27 protein-coding genes are annotated in these 25,127 nt (G+C 51.0%); 15 read left to right on the top strand and 12 right to left on the bottom strand.

Annotation, left to right across the window (positions count from 1 at the left end):
- Positions 1–36: 36 nt before the first annotated feature.
- Positions 37–774: a hypothetical protein gene (locus GKS04_01320; GenBank protein QMU55830.1), complete on the bottom strand. Its 738-nt coding sequence runs from the start codon at positions 772–774 to the stop codon at positions 37–39.
- On the opposite strand from GKS04_01320, the gene GKS04_01315 reads away from it, so the two are divergent.
- From GKS04_01315 to GKS04_01280, 8 genes are read left to right on the top strand one after another with little or no spacing between them, the layout of a single operon-like run.
- Positions 749–1,000 carry a hypothetical protein gene (locus tag GKS04_01315; GenBank protein ID QMU55829.1) on the top strand — a complete coding sequence of 84 codons (252 nt, stop codon included), beginning with the start codon at positions 749–751 and terminating at the stop codon, positions 998–1,000. The genes GKS04_01320 and GKS04_01315 overlap by 26 nt on opposite strands.
- 40 nt (positions 1,001–1,040) lie before the next feature.
- Entirely contained in the window at positions 1,041–2,318 is a 1,278-nt protein-coding gene (aroA, locus tag GKS04_01310) for a 3-phosphoshikimate 1-carboxyvinyltransferase (GenBank protein QMU56667.1), read from the top strand.
- Positions 2,315–3,001, top strand: coding sequence for a (d)CMP kinase (locus GKS04_01305; GenBank protein QMU55828.1), 687 nt, complete (start codon positions 2,315–2,317; stop codon positions 2,999–3,001). Before aroA ends, GKS04_01305 begins: the two co-directional genes overlap by 4 nt.
- A gap of 54 nt (positions 3,002–3,055) precedes the next feature.
- Positions 3,056–4,537, top strand: a complete 1,482-nt coding sequence (locus GKS04_01300; GenBank protein ID QMU55827.1) for a S1 RNA-binding domain-containing protein — start codon at positions 3,056–3,058, stop codon at positions 4,535–4,537.
- A 13-nt stretch (positions 4,538–4,550) separates the two neighbouring features.
- The gene (gene sppA, locus GKS04_01295; protein ID QMU55826.1) at positions 4,551–5,420 is read left to right on the top strand and encodes a signal peptide peptidase SppA; all 870 of its coding nucleotides are present in this window, start codon (positions 4,551–4,553) and stop codon (positions 5,418–5,420) included.
- Positions 5,421–5,459: 39 nt separating this feature from the next.
- Entirely contained in the window at positions 5,460–5,762 is a 303-nt protein-coding gene (locus tag GKS04_01290) for a hypothetical protein (GenBank protein QMU55825.1), read from the top strand.
- Positions 5,763–5,768: 6 nt separating this feature from the next.
- Entirely contained in the window at positions 5,769–6,737 is a 969-nt protein-coding gene (gene lipA, locus GKS04_01285) for a lipoyl synthase (protein QMU55824.1), read from the top strand.
- Positions 6,738–6,748: 11 nt separating this feature from the next.
- Entirely contained in the window at positions 6,749–7,951 is a 1,203-nt protein-coding gene (locus tag GKS04_01280; GenBank protein ID QMU55823.1) for a cofactor-independent phosphoglycerate mutase, read from the top strand.
- A 15-nt stretch (positions 7,952–7,966) separates the two neighbouring features.
- Here the strand turns inward: GKS04_01280 and GKS04_01275 are convergent, their stop codons facing one another.
- The gene (locus GKS04_01275; protein ID QMU55822.1) at positions 7,967–9,091 is read right to left on the bottom strand and encodes a M24 family metallopeptidase; all 1,125 of its coding nucleotides are present in this window, start codon (positions 9,089–9,091) and stop codon (positions 7,967–7,969) included.
- A gap of 105 nt (positions 9,092–9,196) precedes the next feature.
- On the opposite strand from GKS04_01275, the gene erpA reads away from it, so the two are divergent.
- Positions 9,197–9,520, top strand: coding sequence for an iron-sulfur cluster insertion protein ErpA (gene erpA / locus GKS04_01270; GenBank protein ID QMU55821.1), 324 nt, complete (start codon positions 9,197–9,199; stop codon positions 9,518–9,520).
- The gene (locus tag GKS04_01265; GenBank protein QMU55820.1) at positions 9,498–11,432 is read left to right on the top strand and encodes a hypothetical protein; all 1,935 of its coding nucleotides are present in this window, start codon (positions 9,498–9,500) and stop codon (positions 11,430–11,432) included. Before erpA ends, GKS04_01265 begins: the two co-directional genes overlap by 23 nt.
- Here GKS04_01265 and GKS04_01260 read toward each other — a convergent pair.
- From GKS04_01260 to GKS04_01240, 5 genes are all read right to left on the bottom strand, one after another.
- On the bottom strand, positions 11,378–12,004 hold the full coding sequence (locus GKS04_01260) for a 4Fe-4S dicluster domain-containing protein (GenBank protein ID QMU55819.1): 627 nt from the start codon (positions 12,002–12,004) through the stop codon (positions 11,378–11,380). The two genes, GKS04_01265 and GKS04_01260, sit on opposite strands and share 55 nt — an antisense overlap.
- 138 nt (positions 12,005–12,142) lie before the next feature.
- Positions 12,143–12,676 carry a hypothetical protein gene (locus GKS04_01255; protein QMU55818.1) on the bottom strand — a complete coding sequence of 178 codons (534 nt, stop codon included), beginning with the start codon at positions 12,674–12,676 and terminating at the stop codon, positions 12,143–12,145.
- A gap of 101 nt (positions 12,677–12,777) precedes the next feature.
- Positions 12,778–13,920: an acyl-CoA dehydrogenase gene (locus tag GKS04_01250; protein QMU55817.1), complete on the bottom strand. Its 1,143-nt coding sequence runs from the start codon at positions 13,918–13,920 to the stop codon at positions 12,778–12,780.
- A 13-nt stretch (positions 13,921–13,933) separates the two neighbouring features.
- Complete coding sequence (locus GKS04_01245; GenBank protein ID QMU55816.1) at positions 13,934–14,455, bottom strand: hypothetical protein; 522 nt, start codon at positions 14,453–14,455, stop codon at positions 13,934–13,936.
- Positions 14,421–16,151, bottom strand: a complete 1,731-nt coding sequence (locus tag GKS04_01240; GenBank protein ID QMU55815.1) for an AMP-binding protein — start codon at positions 16,149–16,151, stop codon at positions 14,421–14,423. Before GKS04_01240 ends, GKS04_01245 begins: the two co-directional genes overlap by 35 nt.
- A gap of 169 nt (positions 16,152–16,320) precedes the next feature.
- Between GKS04_01240 and GKS04_01235 the strand changes: the two genes are divergently transcribed.
- Positions 16,321–17,283 (top strand): calcium/sodium antiporter, encoded by a 963-nt coding sequence (locus GKS04_01235; GenBank protein ID QMU55814.1) that lies wholly within the window; start codon positions 16,321–16,323, stop codon positions 17,281–17,283.
- A gap of 17 nt (positions 17,284–17,300) precedes the next feature.
- On the opposite strand, the gene GKS04_01230 is transcribed toward GKS04_01235, so the two are convergent.
- The 3 genes from GKS04_01230 to GKS04_01220 form a co-directional block, all read right to left on the bottom strand.
- Complete coding sequence (locus GKS04_01230) at positions 17,301–17,837, bottom strand: hypothetical protein (protein QMU55813.1); 537 nt, start codon at positions 17,835–17,837, stop codon at positions 17,301–17,303.
- 69 nt (positions 17,838–17,906) lie between these two features.
- Positions 17,907–19,634, bottom strand: coding sequence for an AMP-binding protein (locus GKS04_01225; protein ID QMU55812.1), 1,728 nt, complete (start codon positions 19,632–19,634; stop codon positions 17,907–17,909).
- Positions 19,635–19,637: 3 nt separating this feature from the next.
- Positions 19,638–20,213: an anthranilate/aminodeoxychorismate synthase component II gene (locus GKS04_01220; protein QMU56666.1), complete on the bottom strand. Its 576-nt coding sequence runs from the start codon at positions 20,211–20,213 to the stop codon at positions 19,638–19,640.
- A 93-nt stretch (positions 20,214–20,306) separates the two neighbouring features.
- On the opposite strand from GKS04_01220, the gene GKS04_01215 reads away from it, so the two are divergent.
- On the top strand, positions 20,307–20,723 hold the full coding sequence (locus GKS04_01215; GenBank protein ID QMU55811.1) for a hypothetical protein: 417 nt from the start codon (positions 20,307–20,309) through the stop codon (positions 20,721–20,723).
- A gap of 4 nt (positions 20,724–20,727) precedes the next feature.
- Positions 20,728–21,258 (top strand): hypothetical protein, encoded by a 531-nt coding sequence (locus GKS04_01210; protein QMU55810.1) that lies wholly within the window; start codon positions 20,728–20,730, stop codon positions 21,256–21,258.
- Between the two features lie 50 nt (positions 21,259–21,308).
- Here the strand turns inward: GKS04_01210 and trpE are convergent, their stop codons facing one another.
- Positions 21,309–22,781, bottom strand: a complete 1,473-nt coding sequence (gene trpE, locus GKS04_01205) for an anthranilate synthase component I (GenBank protein QMU55809.1) — start codon at positions 22,779–22,781, stop codon at positions 21,309–21,311.
- 65 nt (positions 22,782–22,846) lie between these two features.
- Between trpE and GKS04_01200 the strand changes: the two genes are divergently transcribed.
- Together GKS04_01200 and GKS04_01195 are read left to right on the top strand one after the other, a co-directional pair.
- On the top strand, positions 22,847–24,217 hold the full coding sequence (locus GKS04_01200; GenBank protein ID QMU55808.1) for a phosphomannomutase: 1,371 nt from the start codon (positions 22,847–22,849) through the stop codon (positions 24,215–24,217).
- The gene (locus GKS04_01195; GenBank protein QMU55807.1) at positions 24,214–24,735 is read left to right on the top strand and encodes a hypothetical protein; all 522 of its coding nucleotides are present in this window, start codon (positions 24,214–24,216) and stop codon (positions 24,733–24,735) included. Before GKS04_01200 ends, GKS04_01195 begins: the two co-directional genes overlap by 4 nt.
- Here the strand turns inward: GKS04_01195 and GKS04_01190 are convergent.
- Entirely contained in the window at positions 24,710–25,123 is a 414-nt protein-coding gene (locus GKS04_01190) for a hypothetical protein (protein QMU55806.1), read from the bottom strand. The genes GKS04_01195 and GKS04_01190 overlap by 26 nt on opposite strands.
- Positions 25,124–25,127: the final 4 nt, after the last annotated feature.

Here is a 25,127-nt window from a genome sequence, read left to right as displayed (position 1 = left end):
GTATTACGATTGGCGGGAATTGTCAAAAAACCGCTTTCAGCGCGAAAGGGTTTTTATGAGTTCGGAGTGCCCGGGAAACTGTTCGGACAGTTTTTCGGGGTCGCCCAATTCAAAGTCGTCTTCGGCGTAGGCGGGCGAAACGGTTGTTCCCATAAGCGCGTATTCACCGCCGTCAACAATTTTCATTCCCTGCCACACACCCGCCGGAACCACAACCTGCGGATGCTGACCGAACATTATGTCGTTGCCGAGAAATACCAGCCCCGGGCCTCCGGGCTTCAGGGTGAGCAATTGAACCGGGTCTCCGGCGTAAAAATGGTAAACCTCGTCCGAAAGCAGTCTGTGCATTACGGAAACTTCGTCTTTTTGAAGAAAATAGTAAATCGCCGAGGAAAAACTTCTGTGCCCGCCGTAACGGTCGGGCAGATGGGAGGAGGCAATGGTTTCGGGGCTTACATAGGTTTGCCTGTAAAAGCCTCCTTCCTTCTCAAGAGGCTTCAGTCCGAGTTTTTTTATGATGTTTGCCGGTTTCAACTCTATGGATTGGCACCCCGCTCCTGATTTACACGGCGGCTCCCGCCTGTTATGATAGCAGAAAATGCCAAATTCTGAAAAGACCGAAAACCCTAAAGAGGGAAATGCGCCCGAAAACGACCTCGCCGCGTCCATAATGATGGCGTTCAACCTCGGAGTTTCCGCCAACCAACAGGCAAAGGGAACAAAAAGCATAGCACAGGTTCTTGCCGAGATGGGAGAACACATTTTCACGAGCATTTCAAAAGCGTATGGCGACAAGGTTGACCAGCAGCAGATAATCGCCAACACTGAATACCTTTTGCAAATCGCCCTGTTGGGCTACATAGTCCCGTCAATTTGCGACTATGAGGAAAACTTCAAGGAACGGCTGCTTGCTCTTATTGAATCCCGCGCGAAAAAGCAGTCGCCCGAAAATGGGAAAGGAGGGGGTGGCAAAAGCGGGGGCAAGATAATAACCCCGTAAAGAAAAACCCTTCCCGCTCCCGCAAAAAGTGTCAGCGCAAATCACAGTATCAGGCGGGGGGCGTCCCGTAACGGGGCGGACCACCGTTCCCGCAGACAAGTCCATCTCTCACAGAGCGTTAATAATAGGGTGCCTTTCGCGGGGCGGGGCGCGCATAACCAACCTGCTTGACAGCGAAGACATAGTTTCCACAAAGAACGCGTTGAGGCTCCTTGGCGCACGGATAGAAACATCGGCGGGCGAAACCGCCGCCGTTTCCGACGGCCTTGCGCACGCCGGAAAAGCCATTGATGCGGGCAATTCGGGAACAACTGCGCGGCTTCTTGCGGGCGTGTTGAGCGCCCAACGGTTTGAATCAACCGTAACGGGGGACAAATACCTGAAACAAAGACCGATGGAGCGCGTGATAACGCCCCTCTCGCTGATGGGCGCGGACATATCCTCGCGTGGCGGAAAACTGCCGGTCTCCATAAAGGGCTCAAAATTGCGGGCGATAGAATACGAAATGCCGGTCGCGAGCGCGCAGGTAAAATCCGCGATTCTGCTCGCGGGGCTTTACGCTGACGGCGACACAAAAATCACAGAACCCAAAAAAACCAGAGACCACACGGAAATAATGCTTGGGCATTTCGGCGCCGTGGTCAGACGCGAGGGAAACACGATAACGCTGTCCGGTGGCGGAGCTCAACAGCTCACTGGCGGCGAGGTGGCGGTTCCGGCGGATATATCCTCCGCGATTTTTCCGGTCGCTGCTGCAGTCATCAACTCGGACTCGCGCGTGGTGATTGAAAATGTCGGAATCAATCCGGCGCGGGCGGGCGGTCTTGAAATTCTGCAAAAAATGGGGGCGGACGTGCGGATTTCAAACCGCAGAAAATCCGGCGGCGAAGATGTGGCGGACATAGAGGCCCAAGGCGGACGCGCTCTGAAAGGGATTGAGATCAATGGAGATTTGATACCGCGCGCGATAGACGAATTGCCCGCGATTGCGGTGGTCGCGTGTTTTGCGCAAGGGGTTACAAAAATATCGGATGCGGCAGAATTGAGGGTGAAGGAAAGCGACAGAATAAAATCAATGACCGAAGGGCTCGGAAAACTCGGCGCGCGCGTTGAGGAGACGCCGGACGGAATGCTTGTAACCGGAGGCGGTTTGACCGGAGGCGCGTGTTCAAGCGCGGGAGACCACAGGGTCGCGATGGCTCTGGGTGTCGCGGCAACGGCGGCGGATGGCGACAGCAGGATTGAGGACGCTGGATGTGTGGCGGTTTCGTTCAGGGATTTTTTTCCGTTTCTTGAGGGTTTGAGAGCGCGAAAATGAGCGGGCGCGGAAGGATTGTGATAACAATTGACGGACCCGGCGCGTCCGGCAAGGGAACGGTAGCGCGCATTGTGGCTAAAAAACTCGGTATTCGCTATATGGACACGGGTTCCATATACAGAACTTTCGCCCTGCTTGCACGTGAAAAAGGCGTGAAACCTGGAGAAAGCGAAAAAATCTCGAGACTTCTCAAAAACTGCGAAATTCTACCGGTGTGCTCCGAGGACAGTTCCTACACCGTTACACTGGGCGGCAGGAATGTGAGCGCAGACATAAGAACGCCTGAAATATCCGAAAATGCGTCAAAGTTTTCGCAGGTTAAGGAAGTGCGGGAGGTTCTCGGGCTCATACAGCGCGCGCACGGCGAAAATACAAGCATAGTAGCCGAAGGCAGAGACATGGGAACGCGTGTTTTCAAAGATGCTGATTACAAGTTTTTTCTCACCGCCGAGGAAGGCGAACGTGCGCGGCGCAGAGCCGCCGAACTTAAACAGGAGGGCGCGGGTGCGACTTTGGAACAAACCGCCGCCGAACTGTCTTCAAGAGACCGGCGGGACAGCCGGAGAAAGCACTCTCCCTTGAAACCTGCCGATGATGCTGTGATAATAGACACAACACACCTCGGTGTGGATGAGGTTGTTGAGAAAATTCTCAACTTGGTTGAAGGTTGGAAATCATTTTAAAAAATCAGGCGCGGGCGCACAGCCTACGCGCGGGAATTTGAACGTTCTCAAAACATGACCGATTTTGCCAAAAAAACCGCCGCCCCGGACAACTCACAGAGTTTTTCACAACTGCTTGACGAAAGCGGCTTTGCCGAAGAAAACACCGCCGGCAAAATCGTCAACGGAACCATAGTGCGGGTTGAGGAAGAAAACGTCTTCATAAACATAGGAATGAGGTCCGAGGGAATAGTTCCACTCAAAGAGTTTGTTGATGAAAACGGCAATTGCGAAGTCGCCGAAGGGACGTGCGTGGACGTTCTGATTAAAGGAGTGGGCCGCGGACTGCCGAAAATTTCAAAAGCGGATGCGGACTCTATGAAACATTTTGAGGACTTGAAACAGACGTTTTCAAACGAGCAGCCTGTTAAGGTTAAGGCGGCGAAAAGGATAAAAGGCGGCGTTGAATGTGTGATTGAAGGCACGGGCGCAAAGGCGTTTCTTCCATCCTCGCAGGTGCTGATAGGAAAAAACCGTCAGGGCGCGGACAAGGTTATGAACCAGAGTTTTGACGCGCTCATAATTGAGATGGAAGGCAGAAGGATTGTTCTTTCCAGAAAAAAACTGCTTGAAAGGGAAAGAGCGGAAAAGATGGCGGAGTTCGTAAAACAGATAGATGTGGGGATGCTGGTAAAAGGGGTTGTTTCCAACATCATACCGCCCGGAGTTTTTGTGGATTTGACGGACGGAAGTGGAACCATTGAGGGCTTCATACCCGTAAGCGAAGTTGCGTGGAAACGCATCAAAACCCCCGGAGATGTTCTAAAACCCGGCGAGGAAATAACGGTCAAGATTATAGACATAAGACAGGATAGCGGGCGGATAGCGCTGAGTTACAAACAGACTCAGTCGACCCCGTGGGAGGATTTCGCGGAAAAAACCCCGCAAAACTCCAGAATAAAAGGGAAAATTGCCAATGTAAATGAGGCGGGCGTTTTTGTTGAGGTCGCGGAAGGAGTGGTCGGGCTTGTGCATCCGGATAACATAAGTTGGAAGGAAAAGGTTGACCCCGTGGACGAATACGGCGAAAACAAGGGCAAGGAAATTGAAGTGATGATGATGTGGTGCGATCCCGTGAGGAAAAAGATGTCTCTCGGAGTGAAGCAACTGCAAAAAGACCCGTGGAAAACGGCGGTCAGAAAACTCAAAAAAGGCGAGAACGTTCTCACTGGAAAGGTCAAAAAAGAGGTGCGCGGCGGGCTTGTTCTTGAACTTGATGACGACATTGAAGGTTTTATACGGTTTTCCGACCTTGCGGATTCGGACGGAGGGCGGGACGGTGAACACTACAAAACGGGCATGGAGATAACAGGGGTTGTGAAAAACATTGACAACAAATCCCGCACTGTAACCTTGAGCGCGGAAATGCTTGTAAGGAAAAATGAGAGGGAAATCCTCAAAGAGTTCACCAACAAACAGGGTGAGGGAAGCGGCGCGAAACTGGGCGATTTTATTTCAGACAAAATCGGCGCCGTAAAAAACGAAGAAGAGGATTAAAAAGTCCAGAGCAATGAGACTCCGCTACATAATTGCCGCGCTTATACTTGTGGGCGTGATTGTGGTGCTGGTTGAGGAAACCACGGACAAAATCGCCGTGCTCAATATCGAAGGCGTCATAACCTCTTCAGGCGCATACACCGAGGCCGTCAGAGAGATAGAAAAAAACGGCTCTTACAAGGCGGTTGTCGTGCGGATTGACTCGCCCGGCGGAAGCGTCGCGGCATCTCAGGAGATTTACGCGCTGATAAAAAGACTCGGACAAAAAATGCCCGTGGTCGCGAGTATGGGAAATGTTGCGGCATCCGGCGGCTACTACATCGCCTGCGGCGCGCCGCACATAATCTCAAACCCCGGAACAATTACCGGAAGCATAGGCGTGATAGCGACTTTCGCAAACTACGGGGAACTGTTGAGGTGGGCGAAGATAGGAGTTGATGTCGTAAAAACCGGCAAACTCAAAGACGCGGGCTCGCCTCTGCGCCCTATTGAGCCGGGCGAGAGAAAATACCTTCAGGGCTTTGTGGATACCGCGCTTGAGCAGTTCAAAAACACAGTCGTGGAAAACAGGAAAATAAGCGCGGGAAAAATGAAGGAAGTTTTGGACGGAAGGGTTGTTCTGGGTAGTGAGGCAATGGAGATAGGGCTTGTAGACGAAATGGGAACACTTTTGAGCGCGATTGAAATCGCCGCCGAAAGAGCCGGAATTTCCAAAGACTCGCCCGTGCACACCTTTCCCGTTAAGGATTTGGCGTTTTTAGACCTCATAATCCCCGGAGAATCCGCTAAACTGCTGGGAAAATACCTGTCGCCGTCTGTCTTTCACGGCACGGGGCTTTACTATCTGTCAGAACAGTTCGGGCAAGTGAAAACTCTTAATTAAACCCACGCGCTTGTGGTATTATTAAGATGGAGAAAATCCATGAAATATTTAAAACTGATTTTGACTTTGGTTTTTGTCACTTTTGGAGCAGTTGTTTATCTGAGCAACGCGTGGATGAATCAGATTACGAGCTTGAGTTTCAGCAAGATTCCCCAGCAAATCTACGTTGTCCCCGAACTGCCGTCCGTGCAGATGTGGGCGGTTGTTGGGTCTGCTTTTCTGCTGGGAATTGTTTTCACTCTTATGCATTCTTCACTTAACTGGATCTCGCTGGTAAGCAAAAACAGAAAAATTAGCAAACTTGAAAACAAAAAAACAGACAGCGAAGAACAGCAGTCCTGACCTCCTATGTCCGCAAGCGTTAGAAAAACGCCAAAACCCCCGTGGCTGAAAGCGAAAATTCCTTCGGGGGAAAACTACTCGCGCCTTAAAAATCTTGTCGGCGAAATGGGGCTCCATACGGTATGCGAGGAAGCCAAATGCCCAAACATCGGAGAGTGCTGGAGCGCGGGAACCTTAACTTTTATGATAATGGGCGATACCTGCACGAGAAGTTGCGGGTTCTGCCATGTAAAGACGGGAAAAGGCGGAGAACTTGACCGGGACGAGCCCTCAAGAGTCGCGCGCGCGATAAAAGACCTTTGCGCGCATAACTCCGTGATATCCCACATAGTCGTAACCTCCGTGAACAGGGATGACAAAAATCAGCAAAGCGCTGAAATTTTCGCGCAGACCATAAAAGAGATTCGCCTCGCGGCTCCCCAAATCAAAATAGAGTGCCTTATTCCCGACTTCAAAGGCAGTTCAAAAGCCCTGCGCGCAGTTCTGGCTGAAGGACCCGATGTGTTGAATCACAACATTGAAACCGTGCCGCGCCTTTATGCGCTTCCGCAAAAAACGCAATCGGGCAAACTGCGCTCGGTGCGCCCGCAGGCGGTTTACGAACGCTCTCTCACGCTTCTTGAAACCTCCACGCGTGAGGGCGGAAACGGAATGCTTACAAAGTCCGGCATAATGGTCGGACTCGGAGAAACCTTTGAGGAAATAACCTCCACGCTAAAAGACCTGCATTCGGTTGGTTGCGACATTGTTACCATCGGGCAGTATCTGCAACCCACTCACGACCATATTCCCGTTTCACGCTTTTACCACCCCGTTGAGTTTGAGTCTCTGAAAAACTACGGGGAAAAAATTGTGGGCATTCCGCACATTGAGGCGGGCCCGCTTGTGAGAAGCTCATATCACGCGGAGAAGCAGTTGCTTAAACTTGAAGCCGGCGGCAAGCCAGAGGCGGAAACGCGCGAGGGCTGCTCCTGAGCGTTCAAAAATTGAAATATCTAATTCTTCAGGGAGACGGAATGCCAGACATGCCTCTTGATGAGATTGGAGGCAAAACCCCGCTTGAAGCCGCAAACACGCCAAACCTTGACTTTATAGCGCAAAACGCAGGAATGTTCGGAGAGACAAACCACATACCACCCTCTCTGCCGCCCGGAAGCGACGTGGGAAACCTGAGTGTTCTCGGATACGACCCGACCGTCCATTTCACGGGCAGGTCTCCGCTGGAAGCGGCGGGAATGGGAATCTCTCTTAAAAAAACCGACCTGACGTGCCGATGCAATCTCGTAACCCTTCGCGGCAAAGGCGGCAAAGCCGTAATGGAGGATTACAGCGCGGGGCATATTCCAACCGAACAGTCACGGAAAATAATCAAGGACATCGCGCGCGCGCTTGACTCTGACGGCATAAAGTTTCTTCCGGGTGTCAGTTACAGGCATCTGCTCATTATTGACAACGGCAAAAGCGCGGTCTCGTCCACGCCGCCTCATGACATTCTCGGCAAAGAGGTGGCGGACTTTCTTCCAAAAGGCGCTGACGCCGCGGCGCTTGTTGAACTTATGCGCGCCGCGAAAGACGTGCTGAAAGACCACCCGGTCAACAGGGAAAGGGAGAAAAACGGCGAATCGCCCGCGACCGATATATGGCTGTGGGGCGAGGGAACCGCGCCTGCGCTACCGTCTTTTGAAAAGACTTACGGGGTGAGCGGAGCGGTCATATCGGCGGTTGATCTGGTGAAGGGAATAGGGAAATGCGCGGCAATGGAAGTTATAGAAGTGCCGGGAGCGACCGGTTATCTGGACACAAATTACGAAGGCAAGGTCCAATACGCGATAAAATCGCTTGAAACAAACGACCTTGTGATGATTCACATAGAGGCAACCGATGAAACGGGGCACACGGGCAAAACAGAGTTGAAAGTGCGTGCGGTTGAGGATTTTGACTTGCGCGTTGTGGGTCCCGCACTCAAAGCAATGGAGAGGTTTGGAGATTTTAAAGTGCTTGTAACATCAGACCACCCGACACCCATATCGCTTAGAACTCACTCACGGGACCCCGTGCCCTTCGCCCTTTATGACCCGAAAAACAAACTGTCCAATCCTGAGCGCGTCTATTCGGAAAAATGCGCGGCTGAAACCGGAAACTTTTTTGAAAATGGCTGGAAACTTATCGGCTCATTTATTGAGCGTTGAACCCGAGCGGAACTGTCAGCGTGAAAATACCTTTGGACATTTTGTAAGGTTTTCACAGCCTTTTTTTGTTACAAAAACAACATCCTCAATGCGTATGCCCCCAACCCCTTCGTAATAAAGCCCCGGCTCAACCGTAACCACATTGCCTTTGCTCAGAACCCCGCCCGAGGGACCGATGCCCGGTGGCTCGTGAAGCCCCATTCCCAGACCGTGCCCGGTTGAATGTATAAAACCGCGCGGATTTTCCCCGCGCTCAGTCACAAAACCCTCGGAATCAAAGAAACTCAAAACCGCGTTGTGAATATCGGCGCATTTTACGCCGTGTTTTATCATACCAATTGCTATCTTCTGTCCTTTCAAAACGGTTTTATACATCCGAGCAAGTTCAGGCGAGGGACTGCCCTTTATCACCGTCCTGGTCATATCCCCGTAATATCCGTGCGCGGACTTCGGAAAAATGTCAATAACGACCGGATGGTTAGCGAAAACCGGGCCCTCGCCGGAGTGGTGGGGCATGGCGGAATGTTCGCCGCAGGCGACTATTGTTCCCGAAGCGCCGTAGCCCTTGCCCGCAAGCTCGGTGTGTATGGAAAGCCGTATACGCTCCGAGGTAAGCGGCTTGCCGTGTAGAAAAAGAACTCCGTTTTTACGGGGTTCAGAGGTGGAAATCATATCAATCGCGGTTTTCAGCGCCGAAGCGGTGTCTTTCAGCGCGGCGCGGATAAGTGAAACTTCGTGCTGGGTTTTCCTCATTCTTTCCTCAAACAGCATGCCTCCATCGCAACACGAAACCTTTACGCGGTTTTTTTTGAGGGATTCGGCAAACGCCAGGGGGAAGGTTCTCTGGACCTCCACGCGTGAAATCCCTTTTTCCCGCAATACAAGAGCGGCAACATCGGCAAGTGAGCGTTTCTTTGCCCCTCTCAGTTGCGATGTGTAGGAGGAAAGCGGCAACACGGCGGAAACTGCCGCGTCCTTTCTGCCGCGCGCAAGTTCCAGATCGCTCAAGACCAGAAAACTGCGGTTTTTGTGCCTGATAAAAACAACCGGGTCGGGAACGAAAAACCCCCCAATCGCGTAAAGAAGGTCGGGATTGTTCTCGCTTGAATCAATTATCAAAAATGCTTTTTCGCTTTTCATTTCAGAAAATATACTGTGTGTCCGCAGTTTTGGCGATTGTTTTACGGCACTCTCTGATGTATAATCCTGATGTCCGCGCAGGGTGGACGGGAGGTTTGAATTGCTATGTTCGGGGTAACAAAACAGGCTGCTGAAGAGATTAAAAAGTTGCTTTCAGCCGAAAATATGCCGGATGGTTTCCTCAGGGTGCGGGTTGTGCCGGGCGGATGCTCGGGATTTTCCTACGAAATGGGGTTTGATGACGAACTTGAAAACTCCGACAAGGTATTTGAGGAAGAAGGCGTTAAGGTAGTTGTTGACGGCATCAGTTTCCAATACCTTGAAGGCTCCAGTCTTGAATATCAGGGGGGACTGAACGGAACCGGATTTTCAATAAGCAATCCAAATTCAAAGGGGTCGTGCGGTTGTGGCCAATCCTTCAACGTCTGACAGCAAAACAAAAAAAACCTCCGAAGATTTTGATTCCGAAGCCCGCCTCAAGATTGTAAGTGAGGAGAAAAAGGGCGGTTCAAGCCTTTCCAAAGCGGTTCAAGCGCATGAAGAGGCAAAGTCGCAGAATAGAATCAAAGCCGGCTCTCTCATAGACCTTATCTATTCGGAGTTTACCCCCTGGAATGAACTGGAGGGGTTTTCAAAGTACATTAAATCGCCCACCGGAAAAAAGATGAAAATAGAGGACGACCCGACAATTATCGCGGGAGTGGGAATCCTCAAAAAGAACGGCAAAAAGGTCGCAATCATCGCCCAGCAGACACCTTCAAATGAGGAAGAGCGCACGACGATGAACTACGGAATGGTCAAAGCGGACGGATACGCGATTTCAATCAATATGATGGAATACGCGGAAAAAAACGGAATTATTCTCAACACCTTCATAGACACGGTCGGCGGAGACCCTTACGAGTATTCGGCGGAAAAACTGCAGTCGTGGCTCATTTCAGAGTGTCAGGCGAAGATGCTTTCGCTGGCAACGCGCTCGATTTCAACAATTATAGGGCTCGGCGGAAGCGGCGGCGCGATTGCCCTTCAACTCGCCCATTGCAGGCTTATGCTTTCAAGAGCGGAGTTCTCTGTTATCACGCCCGAAGGGTGCTCGGCGATTCTGTTCAGAAGTTCGGATAAGGTTGCGGAAGCCCTTGAAGTTCTTCAGCCCACCGCGAATCACATGCTGAAATACAAAATTATTGACGACATAATCAAAGAACCCAAAGTCGGCGGCAAGAACTACACCGACGAAGTGGTGAAAAACATTGAAAACCGACTTGCGAAAGCAATTAAGAATATGGAGAAAAAAGACGTTGAAGAACTGAAAAACAACCTCAGAGACAGCATAAACATGTGTGGACGCATGGAGAAAAAATCCGGTTTTTACAACGTCATCACCAGAAAAATCAAGTCATTGCTACCCTCACGGCTTTCTTCTCCGAAAACTCCGGAAGTTTCGGCTATTCAGCTTGCCATTTACGGGGCGGAGCCGTTTTTCTGCAACGATGAAAAGGACGCGGAAGGAAACATAGTCCGTGCCGGATGCCACAACCGTTACGCCCGGGAAGAGGTTGAGGAAAACCTGTTCTCGTGCCCTTACTGCAACAAACCTGAATCTCTCGGCTCGGATGATTACATCAAATTTCTGTTTGATGAGGAAACCTTCCGTGAAATAAGCCCGGATTTGACCATTGAAGACATATCTCACGACTTCAAAATAGCGGACTACTCAAAAACGAGAAAGAAAATGGCGGAAAAAACCAACTCAAAAGATTCGCTTATTGTGGGTTTCGGCGCGATATTCGGCCGTCCGGTCGGGGTCGCGATTTGTGATTTCCGTTTCATGGGCGGTTCAATGAGCGCGGTTTTCGGCGAAAAAATGCGCGTAATTGTTGACTACTGCATACAGAACAACCTTGACCTTGTCTCCATAACAACAAGTGGAGGCGCAAGAATGCAGGAGGGAACGGTCGCGCTTTACCAGATGGCGAAAACAATCTCCGCGATTCTGAAACTCAAAGAGTCCGGGCTTTCATACATATCGGTTCTCGCCCACCCGACAACGGGCGGTGCGCTTGCCAGCTACGCGGTTCAGGGAGACTTCATAATCGCCGAACAAAAATCCATAATAGCATTTGCCGGAGACAGGGTTGTGAAATTGACCAGCGGAGGCAGAGGCGTAAACCCCGAAACCATGACTCCGGATTTTTACTTGAAAAACGGCGGAATACACGCCTCAGTGCAAAGATCGCAACTCAAGCCGCTTCTCGCGGGCACGCTCAGTTTGAGAAACAAAACCGGTTATCCGGCTATTGAAGATTTGCCGTTACCCGCAGAGTCGTCCGCCGAACGGTAGGAGCCGTCCAGAGTCTTCACCTTTCCAATTTCTTCCGGGTCGTCAATGATGTTCCCCTTCATGCACTGGTAAAGAAAGTTCGCGTTGTCTCTCGGGGCATCACTTTTTAGATGCGGCTTGAAAAAGACCTCTTTTGTGTGAACAAGCCCCGCTCTGTTGTAGGAGGCGAGTTCATACTCCATTCCCATTCTTAAAGCATCGCACGGGCACGCTTCAACACAGAAACCGCAGAAAACGCAACGCATAAAATCTATGTTGTAAACGGACGGTCTGCGCTCAATGCCGTAGTCCCCCGCCGGCTCGCTGACTATTGAAATCGCCTGTGTTGGGCAAGCCACTTCGCACAGTTTGCAGGCAACACACCGGATTTCCCCGTCGTCATCCGCGGGCATCTCGTGAAGTCCGCGGTAGTTCGGCGGGAGCTCCTTTATCTCATCGGGATAACTGACCGTTATTTTTGAACGGAAAATGCTTTTTAAGGTTATAAGAAGCCCGGTAAGGATTTGCGGAAACTGCAGACGCTCAAAAAAACTGAACTCAGGCTGTCGGACAACTTTTACTTTTATAGCCATCACTCAATGCAAACTATATCACACACGCCCTCACACAGTCGGGTTCAAGACAAAAAAAAGGGAATATCCGCACGAAGCGAATCTTCCCTTTTTTTATATAGCTCTCCCCGAAGGGAAAAACTTTCTTTTTTCGCTGACTTAGACGCCGCCTGTAAGCGGTTTCCAAGCACCTGAAAGAAGCATCATTCCCGGAATCAACAGAGTTAAAAACGCTTCAATAATGAAGACATACCCTATTGTGGTTCCGATGTTTTTGCCCTGAGCAAAGGCGAAGAAACAAAGCAGAGTAAGAAAAGCCCAAGCAAGACAAAAAACGCCGAACATTCCAACTCCAGCGGGGTCCATGCTCGCGGGGAACACTTTGAGTGCGTACCACACGAAAGCTATGGTCGCAAACAGACAGTACCAACCAAGTCCCTTGGCGTCATGCCCGTGAACGAACACCGCATATACCAACAGGTATATAAGAGCGAAAACCGAAACCAGCGCCGTAGCCGCAGTCACACCTGCCGCATGCAATTTCCAAGCCGCTATCGCTATAAGGACGGCGACACCGAGGTTCAGAACCCCGACTTCTTTCGCCCCTGTCTTTCCGAGCAGGGTCATTCCGTTTGCAAAGAAAACAAACCCCACTAACAGGAGAACGTAACCTAACAGTCCTTCAACTACCATTTCTCCTTACCTCCTTAAGTAAGTTATGTGTTCTTCTAACAGAAAAAGCGGGTTTAAGTCAACAGTTTAATTTTTTTGAGGTTTTGAGAGATAGAAACTTGTCAGCATCCGATTTCGCGTGCGATGACAAGACGCTGAATTTCAGAAGTCCCTTCGGTTATGGACGACAGGCGCGCGTCACGGAAGAAACGCTCCGCCTTGTATTCCACGCTGTATCCGTATCCGCCGAGCACTTGAATGGCTTCGCTTGAAACCCATTGGACTACTTCCGCGGAATACAGTTTTGCCATTGACGCCTCTTTGAGCGCGGGTTTTTCATTGCTATAAAGCCACGCGGCTTTATAGACCAGATTGCGCGCCGCCTCTATTTTGACCGCCATTGTGGCGAGTTTGGAGCTTATTTCCTGATGCTTGGATATGGGCTTGCCAAAGGTTTCCCTCTCTTTGGAATACTGCAGGGCGTATTCAAAAGCCGCCTGCGCAAGGCCCACAGACTTTGCCGCATGGGTTATGCGCGCGCCGAGCAGAGTTTCCATCGCGGAGCCGAATCCACCCTCTCCCACAAGAAGGTTTTCCTCGGGAATTTCGCAGTTTTTAAAAATAAGTTCCGCCGTGTCGGCGGCGCGGTGCCCGAGTTTGTGTATTTTGTTGCTGACGCTGAAGCCCGGAGAGTCCTTTTCAACAACAAATATGCTTATCCCATCTCCCTTCTTTGTTTTATCCGTATAGGCGGCAACAACGGAAAAATCCGCCATGCTGCCGTTTGTTATCCATGTTTTGGCACCGTTGAGGATGTATTTACCCCCCTCTTTGACCGCCTGAGACCTGATGCTCCGCGCATCCGAACCGGCTCCGGGCTCGGTGAGCCCAAGTGCGCCTATTTTTTCGCCCTTCAGCCCCGGAACCAGATATTTCTGTTTCTGTTCTTCGGTTCCGAACTTGTAAATCGGAAAGCAGGCGAGTCCTATGTGCGCGTTCACAGACATCGCCGCCGCAGACCACACCTTCCCCATCTCTTCGGCAAAAACGCAGTCGGTTACCTTGTCCATGCCAACCCCGCCGTATTCCTCGGGAAACATAATCCCGAGAAATCCCATCTCGCCGAGCATTGGAAATATCTGTTCGGGGAACTTCTCCTCTTTTTCGTGCTCTTCAACCAGCGGTTCTATCTCGTTTGCGCAGAAATCCGCCAGAGTTTCCTGAAAAAGCTTCTGTTCATCGCTGAGCTCAAAATCAAGCGCCATTTTCAACTCCTTTTTACAGTGCGCGGCCGGAACGGCTCTCCCTCAAGTTGTGAAAAAACCGCCGGAGCGTCTCCGAACACTGCTCTTCCAGAACCCCTCCCCTGTATCCAACCGTATGATTTGCCACGCCGCCCGTTCCGATTCCGTAGTTACTTTCAAGCGCGCCGCCCTGCGGGTCATACGCACCGAAAACCACCGTATCAACGCGTGAATTAACGACGACGCCCATGCACATTATACACGGCTCAAGCGTAACATACAGAACGCAACCCTCCAGCCGCCAGTCGCCAGTTTTCTCCGCCGCGCGCCTTATGGCAAGCAGTTCGGCGTGTGCGGTAGGGTCGCCAAGCAACTCTCTTTCATTGCCCGCCGAAGCGACAACACCGCCCCCGGAGTCCACTACAACCGCCCCCACGGGCACCTCGCCCCTGTCTGCGGCGGACTCCGCCTCACGGAGCGCAAGCCGCATAAAACTTCTGTCTGTGAAAGTCCCCCGAGGATTACTTTCTCGCGCTGAACTTGAGACCCGCTTCATTTCTGTCCCAGGTCTTGTCGGTTATCTCCTTTATTTCGGCAACCTTGACCTTCTGGGTCGCGGTTACGGGGAAACCGTCCTCGTAGACCTCTATAAATCTCGGAACCATTGCGACCATAACCCTTTCCGCCATCCATTTGCAGAAATCAACCGGGTCAAAGGTCTCGCCCTTTTTCAAAGTCAGGCACAGTTTAATCTCGTCATCGGAAACGTTGGGAAGCCGCAAACCGACAGCAATCGCCTCCTGGATCGCCGCATACTGCATCGCTTCGTCCGCAACGGCGACCGGGTCAACATTCTCGCCCGACACCCTGATTCTGCTGTATCTGCCGGCGAAGTAGTATCTGCCGTCAATGCCCATGGCAAAAAGGTCGTCCGAATTGAAAAACCCTTCGTCATCAAACGCCTCTATTGTGCGCCTCTCGTCTTTGAAGTATTCGTTCAAAGTGGTGTGGCCGACAAGCGGTTTGATGAAAAGCAGCCCCTTCGCCTCGTCCGGCGGAGTGATGTCGTCAGACGGATCCCAGAAGTATTTGACAGACTCGTCCGAGTTGTCCGGATTTCTGAGTTCAACGTGGTAGCCCTCCATCGGAAAACCGGAAGAACCGGGGCGGTGGTCTTCGGGGTCTTTCCAGAGAACCATTCCCATCTCGGTTGAACCGTAGCCGTCTATGACCCTGACGTTGAACCTCTGCTGAAACTGGTCAAGATCGCGCGGAGCCGGAGAGCCGAGCATAATTCTTACCTTGTGTTTGGCGTCCCATTCGCTTTGCGGGGCGGACCAGAGATATTCGGCGACCGCGCCCAGCATGTTGACCGAAGTCGCGCCGCAACCCGCGGCCCATTTCCAGAAATTGGAAGCAGAAAAACGCGGGAAAAACACCGCGGTCGCGCCCGCGCCCATAGCGCTGAACAAACACATAACCTGAGCGTTGGCGTGACCGAGCGAAAGAATGCTCATGAGAGTATCGTCGTTGCGGACTCCCTGTTGCTGTATGTATGAGCGAACCGTCATAACAACCCCGCCGTGGTCTCTGGCGACACCTTTAGGCATTCCGGTTGTGCCAGAGGTGAACATGCACCTTTCCATGTCTTCCACCGAAACCTCGACTCCGGGGTTTTTAGTGTCCGAACCGTCAAAAACGGAAAACGGGTGAACCTTTGCTTTTCCTATCTTTGAGGGGAGTTTGTCGTCCCCTTCGGAGACAACAAAAATCGCTTGAAGATTTTCAAGACTGTCGGCGATTTCCTCAAGAAACGGAATGCTTCCGCCGTCTATCACGAGCACTTTCATTTCAGAGTAGTTGATGACATACGCGAGGCGCTCGCCTTTTTCGTCCTTGTTTATTGGAACCTGAACGGCACCCGATTTGTGCGCGGCAATGATGGAAAGAACGTATTCGGCGCAGTTAAGCATATACATGCCGACTTTGTCGCCTTTTTTGATTTTGAAATCTTTTATGAGTCCGTTGGCAACTTTGTTCGCGAGTTCATTGGCCTCTTTGTATGTGAAACTTTTAACGATGTTGCCATCTCTGTCACCGACTTTGAACATATCCTTGTCGGGAAACTCCGCGGCTCCATTTTCAAGATTTTTTGTAACCGGTTGCCACTGTGTTGTGTCGTCAAATGTGCCAAAAGGCAAATCTCCACCTCCAACATACTGTTTGTCACGTGGTTTAAATAAAAGGCGCATAGCCGAAATCCTCCTGTGGTTTTTTTGTAAAAGTTGTGAGAAACAGGCGTCTGAATCTCCAAGCCACAGCGGGAAAAATATACAATTTGAAAATCAATTTCAACAAAGCGGACGGCGCACCGTCCTTTCCATTTAAAAAACCGCGTTTATACTCCCGAAGCGGAAGGTTTTGCCCTTTCCATATCTCTGGAAGATGTTTTTCGCGGATTCATTGATTTTTGAAGTAGTTCTGCTCATCGCGGGCATCACGGGTGTGTGGGTCGGTGCGGACTCGGCGGTTGAAGGCGCTTCGCTCTTCTCACGAAAACTGGGCATAAGCCCGGTCGTGTCCGGATTGACTGTCATAGCAATCGGCACCTCTCTGCCTGAACTTTTGATATGCCTCATAGCCGCATTCAATGGCGCGGCGGACATAGCGACCGGAAACATCATAGGCAGCAACGTTTCAAACATCTGCCTTATAATGGGAATAAGTGCGGCTATTTTTCCAATCCGGACTCATCAGGGTCTCAGGGCGGAAACAATTCTGGCGTTTGTTTTTCTGGTTGTTCTTATATTCCTGTGCGGAGACGGCATGCTCGGCAGAGGGGAGGGCGGCGTGGTGTTTGTGCTTCTTGTGCCTCTTGTCATATATCTGTATGTGAGACGCGCGGGCAAAGCCAGCGCTCACGCGCCCGAAAAGTTTCAGAGCCGTGGAAACGGGTTTGTTCTGTTCATCACCGTGGCGGGGCTTGCCGCGCTCGCGTTTGGAAGCGATTTGGTTGTTAAGGGCGCGAGCGGAATCGGTTTCAGAGCCGGAGTGCCGGAAGCCGCAATCGGCGCAAGCGCGGTGGCGGTGGGCACCTCTTTGCCGGAACTCGCCGCGTCTTTTGCGGCGATTGCGCGGCGCGAATACTCAATCGCGGTTGGCAATCTGGTCGGCAGCAATCTGTTCAACATAGTAATTCTGGGGCTGACCGCTTCAATCCTGCCGCTTACCATTAGCCCCGAAATAACGGGCTTTCAACTGCCGTTCGCCATTGCCATAAGCGCGCTTGTCGTGCCGTTCATGAAAAAGAACACGGCAATCGGAAGGGAGGTGGGCATTTCCCTGCTCCTCCTCTACGGCTTTTTCCTTTACTGGATTTTCTGAAAAAACGAACGCGAAAACTATTCGTCGTAGGCCATCATTCTTCTGCTGACCAGACAACCGTTTCCGTCGTTGATACTGGTCAGATAGTAGAAAGAGAACACTCCTTGTTTGCCTTTGTTTTCCATCAGAGTTATGTCCGGGGCGAGAGGCAACGCCTCAAACTGCTGCTTTGAAAGTTCAAGCGACCACGCTTCGCAACTTTTTCTTTCCGAAGCGAAAGTCTCGCTGATTTGCATGTCGCACTTGACATTTTTTCTGCTCAAATCAGACCTTGTGGCAACAATGCTCAAGTGAGCAAGCCCCACATCGCTGTAGTTTCTGAAAGCTGTTGAAAGGAAAGGCCTTTTGTCAACGCTTCTTTTGCCGCCGGGAGCCACAAAATCGTGGCTTACATGGGGTTGGTCTTTCAAAAAAATGGCGGTGTTTTCCCGAATTTTTTCTTTGCAGGTACGTATTCCGCTCGCTTCAGCGCTGTCGGCCGGCTGGACAGCCTGCGCGCCCTGAGACATAGACAAAACAATAAGTACAAGAAATGAAAAAAGAACTCTAATCATTGAACAAACTCCCTCAAAAAAAGTACTGATTGAGGGTCAATATAGCACAAATGAGGTTGAAAGTAAAAATTATTTTCTCGTCTTCAGACGCAGTCCCGACTTGCTTCTGTCCCATGTTTTGTCTTCAAGCAGCTTCAGAGAGCCCAGATTAATTTTCTGGGTTGAAGTGAGAGGAAACTGCTCGTATATCTGAATGAATCTGGGAACCATATAGACCGGTCCGCGCTCCGCCATCCACTTGCAGAACTCAACCTCGTCAAAACTCGCTCCCGCATTCAAAACGATGTTCAGTTTGATTTCGTCATCGGAAATGTCGGGCAGACGCACTCCGAGCGCGATTGCCTGACTCACCGCCTCATGTTTGAGGGCGGTGTTCGCAACGGCGTTGGGGTCAACGTTTTCACCCGAAACCCTGATTCTGCTGTATCTACCCTGAAAGTAGTATCTGCCGTCTGTCCCTCTGGCGAAAAGGTCGTCCGAATTGAAAAACCCTTCGTCATCAAACGCCTGCCGAGTCCTCTCCGGATCTTTGAAATACTCATTGAGCGTTGTGTCCGGTATAAGCGGGCGTATGAAAAGCAGACCCACGCATTGCGGCGGCGCAGAGTCATGCTCCACAGTGTCCCACTCATCCTGAACAACCGTGTCCGTGTCTTCAGAGTCTCGTATCTCAACATGATAGCCCTGAGTGACAAACCCCGAAGAGCCGGAGCGAAAATCCTCCGCATACTGCCAAAGCACCATTCCCATCTCGGTTGAGCCGTAGCCCTCAACAACCCGAATGCCGAACCGTTCCTCAAATTCCGTGCGGTTTTTCGGCGCGGGCCCGGCAAGAACGGTTCTGACCGAGTGTTTTCTATCGTGTTCGGACCGAGCCGAAGCCCACAGATATTCGGGAACCGAGCCCAGCATATTGGTAATGGTGGCGCCGCAATCACCCGCCCATTTCCAGAAATTGGAAGCCGAAAAACGGGGAAATATGACGCAACGCGCCCCCGCCGCTATGGAGGCAAACAGGCACATCACCTGCGCGTTCGCGTGAGCGAGCGACAGCACGGTCATAAGCGCGTCTTCGCTGCGGATTCCCTGATGCTCAATGTAGGCGCGCACGGTCAGCACAACGCCGCTGTGATTTCTGGAAACGCCTTTCGGCATTCCCGTTGTGCCGGAGGTGAACATGCACCTTTCGGCGTCCGAAACGGAAACATCAACATCGGGGTTTTCAGATGAAAAATCGTCAAAAAATGAAAACGGCAGAACCTTTGCCCGCCCGATTTTCGCGGGAAGTTTCTCTCCTCCTCCGCCCGCGACAAAAACATATTCCAGATTTTCAAGCCCGCCCTCAATCTCGCCAAGCAACGGCAAACTCTCTTCATCGGTCATAAGAACGCGTTGCCCTGAATAGTTGATTATGTAGGCGAGCCGCTCACCTTTTTCGTCCTTGTTTATTGGAACCTGAACGCCGCCCGATTTATGTATGGCGAGGATTGAAAGCACAAACTCGGCGCGGTTGAGCATATAGATTCCAACCGTTTCGCCTTTGTTGACGCCAGCCTCCTCCAAAAGAGCGTTGGAGATTGTGTTCACGGCGCCGTTTGCCGAACCGTATGTGTATTCCGAAACCGCCTTGCCGCCGGAGTCCCCGACTGTAAAAAGCGGTTTGTCGGGAAACTTCCGCGCCCCTTCCTCCAGATAGCGGAAAATCGGAATCCATTTCGCCGTGTCGTCAAAAGTGCCATGCGGTAAATTGCCGGAGCCGACATATTTTTCATCACGCGGTCTGAAAAGAAGTTTCATTTTTCACCCCTCAATAAAGTTTTTCAGAAGATCTTTTCCGTGTTCGGTCAGGATTGATTCGGGATGAAACTGAACGCCTTCAAGCCGTCCGGAACCCGAAAATTGTTTGTGCTTTATTCCCATAATCTCATCGGTGTCGGTCCACGCCGTAACTTCAAAATCTTCGGGCAAAGTGTCCGGCGCGACAATCAGCGAGTGATACCGCGTGGCGTTGAAAGGGCTCGGCAGATCTTTGAAAACTCCCGCGCCCGTGTGATGAATTTCGGAGGTCTTTCCGTGCAGAAGCCGCTCCGCGCGGACAATCTCCGCCCCGAAAGCGTGCGCGATTGCCTGATGGCCGAGGCAAACGCCGAGAATGGGCGTTTTTCCGGCGAATTTTTTAACAATTTCAACCGAAACACCCGATTTTTCAGGTGAACACGGACCCGGTGAAATCACAATCATTTCGGGGGAGAGTTTTTCAATCCCGTCCGGCAATATTTCGTCATTGCGGTGGGTGGAAACCTCTTTTCCGAGTTCCTCAAAATAATGAACAAGGTTGTAGGTAAAAGAATCGTAGTTGTCTATCATTAAGATCATTAAAGGCAAATTATACACAAAGACTCGCGCTTGAAACCTTAATCTTGTACTGTACATCTATATTTTCGCGCAAGAGCGCAGAGGGAGAAAAAAATGAAAAGTGTAAGTGTTCTTTGCATCTTGGCACTGCTGACTGTCAGTTGTGGAATGACAGCAGCCGATCATTCGCGCAGTCTTGCAAGTTCGCAAGAACAAGAGATGACTGTGGGAATAGTCCAAAGAGACATTCAAAAAGGAATGAGCCAAGCCGATGTTGCACAATCCCTTGGTTCTCCAAATATAGTAACCCGTGACTCAGAGGGTTTGGAGACTTGGGTATACGACAAAATAGCAAGTGAGGCTTCTTACTCTCAAAGCAGTGGCGGGGTCGGGCTTGTTCTTTCTCTCTTATGGGGAAGCGCCAAAAGCACGGGTGCGAGTTCGTCCACGCAGAAAACCTTAACAGTTATCATCAAGTTTGATGACAAAAAGAATGTGAGTTCTTTTACTTACCATTCAAGCAAATTTTAACCCCTTGATAAACATTGATATGAAAAAACATCTTGCTTTAATTTTTACTCTTTTTTTTATAACACTCATAAGCGGTTGTGTTGGAGCGGGAAGTCCACCCAAAATGACACAATTGCAAATCCGACAAATGCAGACCAGAGAATATGAAGCCCCAAAAGAAGTCGTCATAGAAGCGTCTCTCGGTTTTCTTCAGGATGAGGGTTACATAATCAAAAATGCTAATGAGAAGTTGGGTATTGTCTACGGCACCAAAGAAGTCGACGTGGAATCAGGATGGAACAAGTTTTTTGGAGGGCTTTCAAAGGGACTTGACGGAGACAATGATGTTGCATGGGACAAAAACAGCGTGCATGAAATTTCTGTCAATGTCAGAGGTTTTGGAAAAAAATCAAAAGTAAGAGTAATTTCTCAAGTTAAAATCTACGATACCAGAGGCGCTGTCTCAAAGGTTGCACAAATAACAGATGAAGAATTCTATAAAAACATCTTCTATATTATTGACAAAGGAGTGTTTTTACACCAAGAAGGTCTCTGACGCCCCCCTTCAATAATTGCTGTAAATTCGTTGCGCATTACATTTCCCAACTATTCCATTTCTCTTGCCTTTTCAAGCGCTTTCAAAAGCCCCTTGGCTTTGTTGACGGTTTCCTCATATTCGCGCGCGGGGTCTGAATCCGCCACAATTCCCGCGCCCGCCTGAACATGGATTTTACCGTCTTTTATAAGGAAAGTTCTGATGGTTATGCAGGTGTCCATCTCGCCCGAAAAACTCATATACCCCACCGTGCCGCCGTAGGGACCGCGTGTGTCCGGCTCTATCTCCTCTATGATTTCCATCGCCCGCACTTTCGGCGCGCCCGACAGCGTTCCACACGGAAAAGTCGCCTTCACAACATCAACAACATCGGTTCCCTCTGTCATTGCGCCCTTGATGTTTGAAACTATGTGCATCACATGAGAATACCGCTCAACATTCATAAAAGAGTCCACGCGCACGGTTCCGGGCTTTGCTATCCTGCCCAGATCGTTTCGCGCCAAATCAACAAGCATGATGTGCTCCGCCCTTTCCTTTTCATCGGAAAGCAGCTCTTTTTCAAGAGCGAGGTCTTCTTTTTCATCCGCGCCCCTCGGCCTTGTGCCCGCAATCGGACGGCTTTCAACCACTCCGTCCTCCACGCGCGCCATCACTTCGGGTGATGAGCCGACAAGAATCTGGTCGGGCATTTTAAGAAAAAACATATACGGAGACGGATTGAGAACCCGCAACGCTTTGTAAAGCGTGAACGGACTCACATCCAAATCGGCACTCCACCTCTGCGAAATCACGGCTTGAATTATGTCGCCGTCTTTTATGTATTCCTTCACCCTGTTTACCGAGTTTTCAAAATCGTCCTTCTCAAAATTTGACACAAGTCCGCCTCCGCGACGCGGAGCCGGGGGGCCGTTCCGTTTGACGTCGGGAGATGAAACCGCTTTTTTCAACCGCTCTATTTCACGCACGGCGGAGTCGTAAACCTCACGCGCGTCCGCTCCCTCTGGACAGTGGGCGCAAACAACCGTTTTCACATCATTTTTTACATTGTCAAAGATGAGAACGGCGGGCGCTATCATAAAATAAAAATCCCAGACGCCAAGCACATCGGGGTTTTCCCGCGGCAGTTTTTCAATAAATCTGACCGCGTCATAACTCATATAACCAACCGCGCCGCCCGCGAAACGCGGCAACACGGGGTCTTCAACAAACTTGTATCGCCCGAGCAAAGTCCGCAAACACTCAAACGGGTCGCCGGTTTCCCGCGATACCGCGCCGCGTTCCTCTATCTCAATTTTGTCGCCTCTGGCTCTAAAAACGCAGTCCGCGCCGGAACCGAGAAAACTGTATCTCGCCCACTTGTCTCCCCCTTCAACGCTTTCAAAAAGGAATGAATGCCCGCCTTCGTCAATCCCGGCGAAAGCTGAAACGGGCGTGCCGCCGCTCGCGGGAACCTCATCCCAGACGGGAATAACATTTCCGGATTTCAGTTTTTTCCTGAATTCGTCAAAAGAGGGTTTAATCACAACGGGCTAATGGTAAAAAGTGTTAAAATAAAGTCAAACTGCAACACGTCCCGCAAGGCAGAATTGTGAACGCAAAAAACTCTGAAAACATCTTCCGCGAATACGACATCAGGGGTGTGGTCGGCGATGGCATAGATGAAGAACGCATCTTCGCCATCGGAGCGGCATATGGGGAAAAAGCGAAAGCGCTTGGAGCAAAAACGGTTTCGGTCGGGCGCGACTGCCGCCTGAGTTCGGAGGAATTTGCCGCCGCGCTTACAAGCGGCATAACGGGGCGCGGCGTGAATGTTACGGACATCGGTCTTGTTTCAACGCCAATGCTCTATTTTTCCGTGTTCAATCTCACGCCGCACGGTGGTGTGATTGTAACCGCGAGCCACAACCCGCCCGAATACAACGGGCTCAAACTGTGCATGGGCAAACAGGCGATGTTCGGCAATGAAATCAAATCGCTCGCACGCCCGCCGGAGGGAAAAAGCAAACTTGTTCGCGGAAAAATTACAAAAACCGATATCGCGGAAAACTACGCCGATTTTCTCTGCGGCGGCGTTAAGGTGGAAAGCGGAATCGGTTTCGCCTATGACTGCGGAAACGGAGCGGGCGGAATCGCCGCGCCCATGGTGTTTGAAAAACTGGGGCTTAAAGCGGACGGGCTTTTCACCGAACCGGACGGAAATTTCCCGAACCATCATCCCGACCCTTCCATTGAAGAAAACCTTGCCGACCTGATTAAAAAAGTGCGGAGCGAAAAAACCCTGCTTGGAATGGCTTTTGACGGAGACGCCGACCGGATTGGCGTTGTGGACGAAAATGGAACAGTCGTGCGCGGCGACATGCTTGCGCTTATTTTCGCCCTTGATACGGCGCGCTCAAAAGCCGGCGCGAAAATCATCGGAGATGTCAAATGCTCAAAACTGCTCTTTGAACTCAGCGAGAAAGCCGGCGCGAAAACGATTATGTGGAAAACCGGACACTCCGTTATGAAAAGGAAACTCGCCGAGGAAAAAGCCGACTTTGGCGGAGAGATGAGCGGACACCTGTTTTTCGGCGGCGAGCGATTCGGCGGATATGACGACGCGCTTTACGCAGGCTTGCGGCTTCTGGAAATTGTTTCAAAAACCGGCAGCGAGGTTTCGGAACTGCTTGCTGATGTGCCGGAACTTTTCTCAACGCCGGAGATTCGGCTTGACTGCCCGGACGACATAAAGTTCACCGTGGTGGAAAACGCGAAAAGCGCGATAGTGGAAAAATTCCCCGAAGCAAAAATCATAGACATTGACGGCGCGAGAGTGGAGTTTGAAGACGGCTGGGGCCTTGTGCGCGCCTCAAACACACAGCCCGCGCTTGTGCTGAGATTTGAAGCGAAAAGTGAAAAACGGCTAGGTGAGATACGGGAAGGGCTTGAAACAATCATCGCCGGAGCCGTAAAAATTTGAAGAGCGCGTATTTATTCGCCGCGCTTGTTTTCGCGCCGTCTTCGCAGGCGGACTTTGAAGCTGACTGCGCGGGCTTCAATCCCAAACCGCTGGCGAAAAAAACGGTTGTCCTCGCAAACGGGAAAAAGCGGCTCAAAATCAACGCTGAAATCGCCCGAACGGACTCCGAAAAAACACGCGGGCTGATGTGCAGAAAAAATCTGCGGAACGGAAGCGGAATGCTTTTTGTTTTCGACCGTCCGCAAAAAGCCGGATTCTGGATGTTCAACACCCACTTTGATTTGGACATTCTCTACATTGAAAAGGGCGGGAGAGTGATTGGCGGCGCGGAGATGAAAAAATGCCCGCGCCGGGAAGGGGAAAAAACGCGAGGATGGCAAAAACGCTGTTCTTCGCTCGCTCGCGCCTACAAACCGCCCGCACCATATTCGGCGGCGCTTGAACTGCCCGCGGGCTGGTTGAAAAGAAAGGGTCTTGAACGCGGCGCAATAACTATTTCATTTCCCGAACGGGAATGAATTTGTAGGAAATCACATCGCTGTCGTCTTCGGCTTTTCTTATAAATCCGGTTGTTACGCCCATATCTTCGCCAAGTGTGAGCGCGCCGGCATCCTGCGTTTCAACCTGTGCCATAACACGCACGACCTCGTCGGGAAAATCAACAAGGGCGAGAACATACGGCACAACGTATTCGGGCATGCTTCTGCGAACAATCGTGAACGAATGAAGAATTCCCGTGGGGCTGAGAAGACGCTCCTCAATGTTGTCGGTAAAACTCACGGGGTCAGCGAGATATTTGGGGAAAGTCCAGTTCTTGGACTCCGGGCAGTAGCCCGCGACAAGACGGAGAGTTCCGTTCTCGTCCTCCTTGAAAAGTTCCGGCATAAAAATTTGTGGCTCACCCATTGTT

The sequence above is a fragment of the Candidatus Mycalebacterium zealandia genome (genome assembly GCA_014075295.1).
GTDB classification, from domain to species: Bacteria; Desulfobacterota_D; UBA1144; order Nemesobacterales; family Mycalebacteriaceae; genus Mycalebacterium; species Mycalebacterium zealandia.
This window is presented reverse-complemented; position numbering and strand designations above follow the sequence as displayed.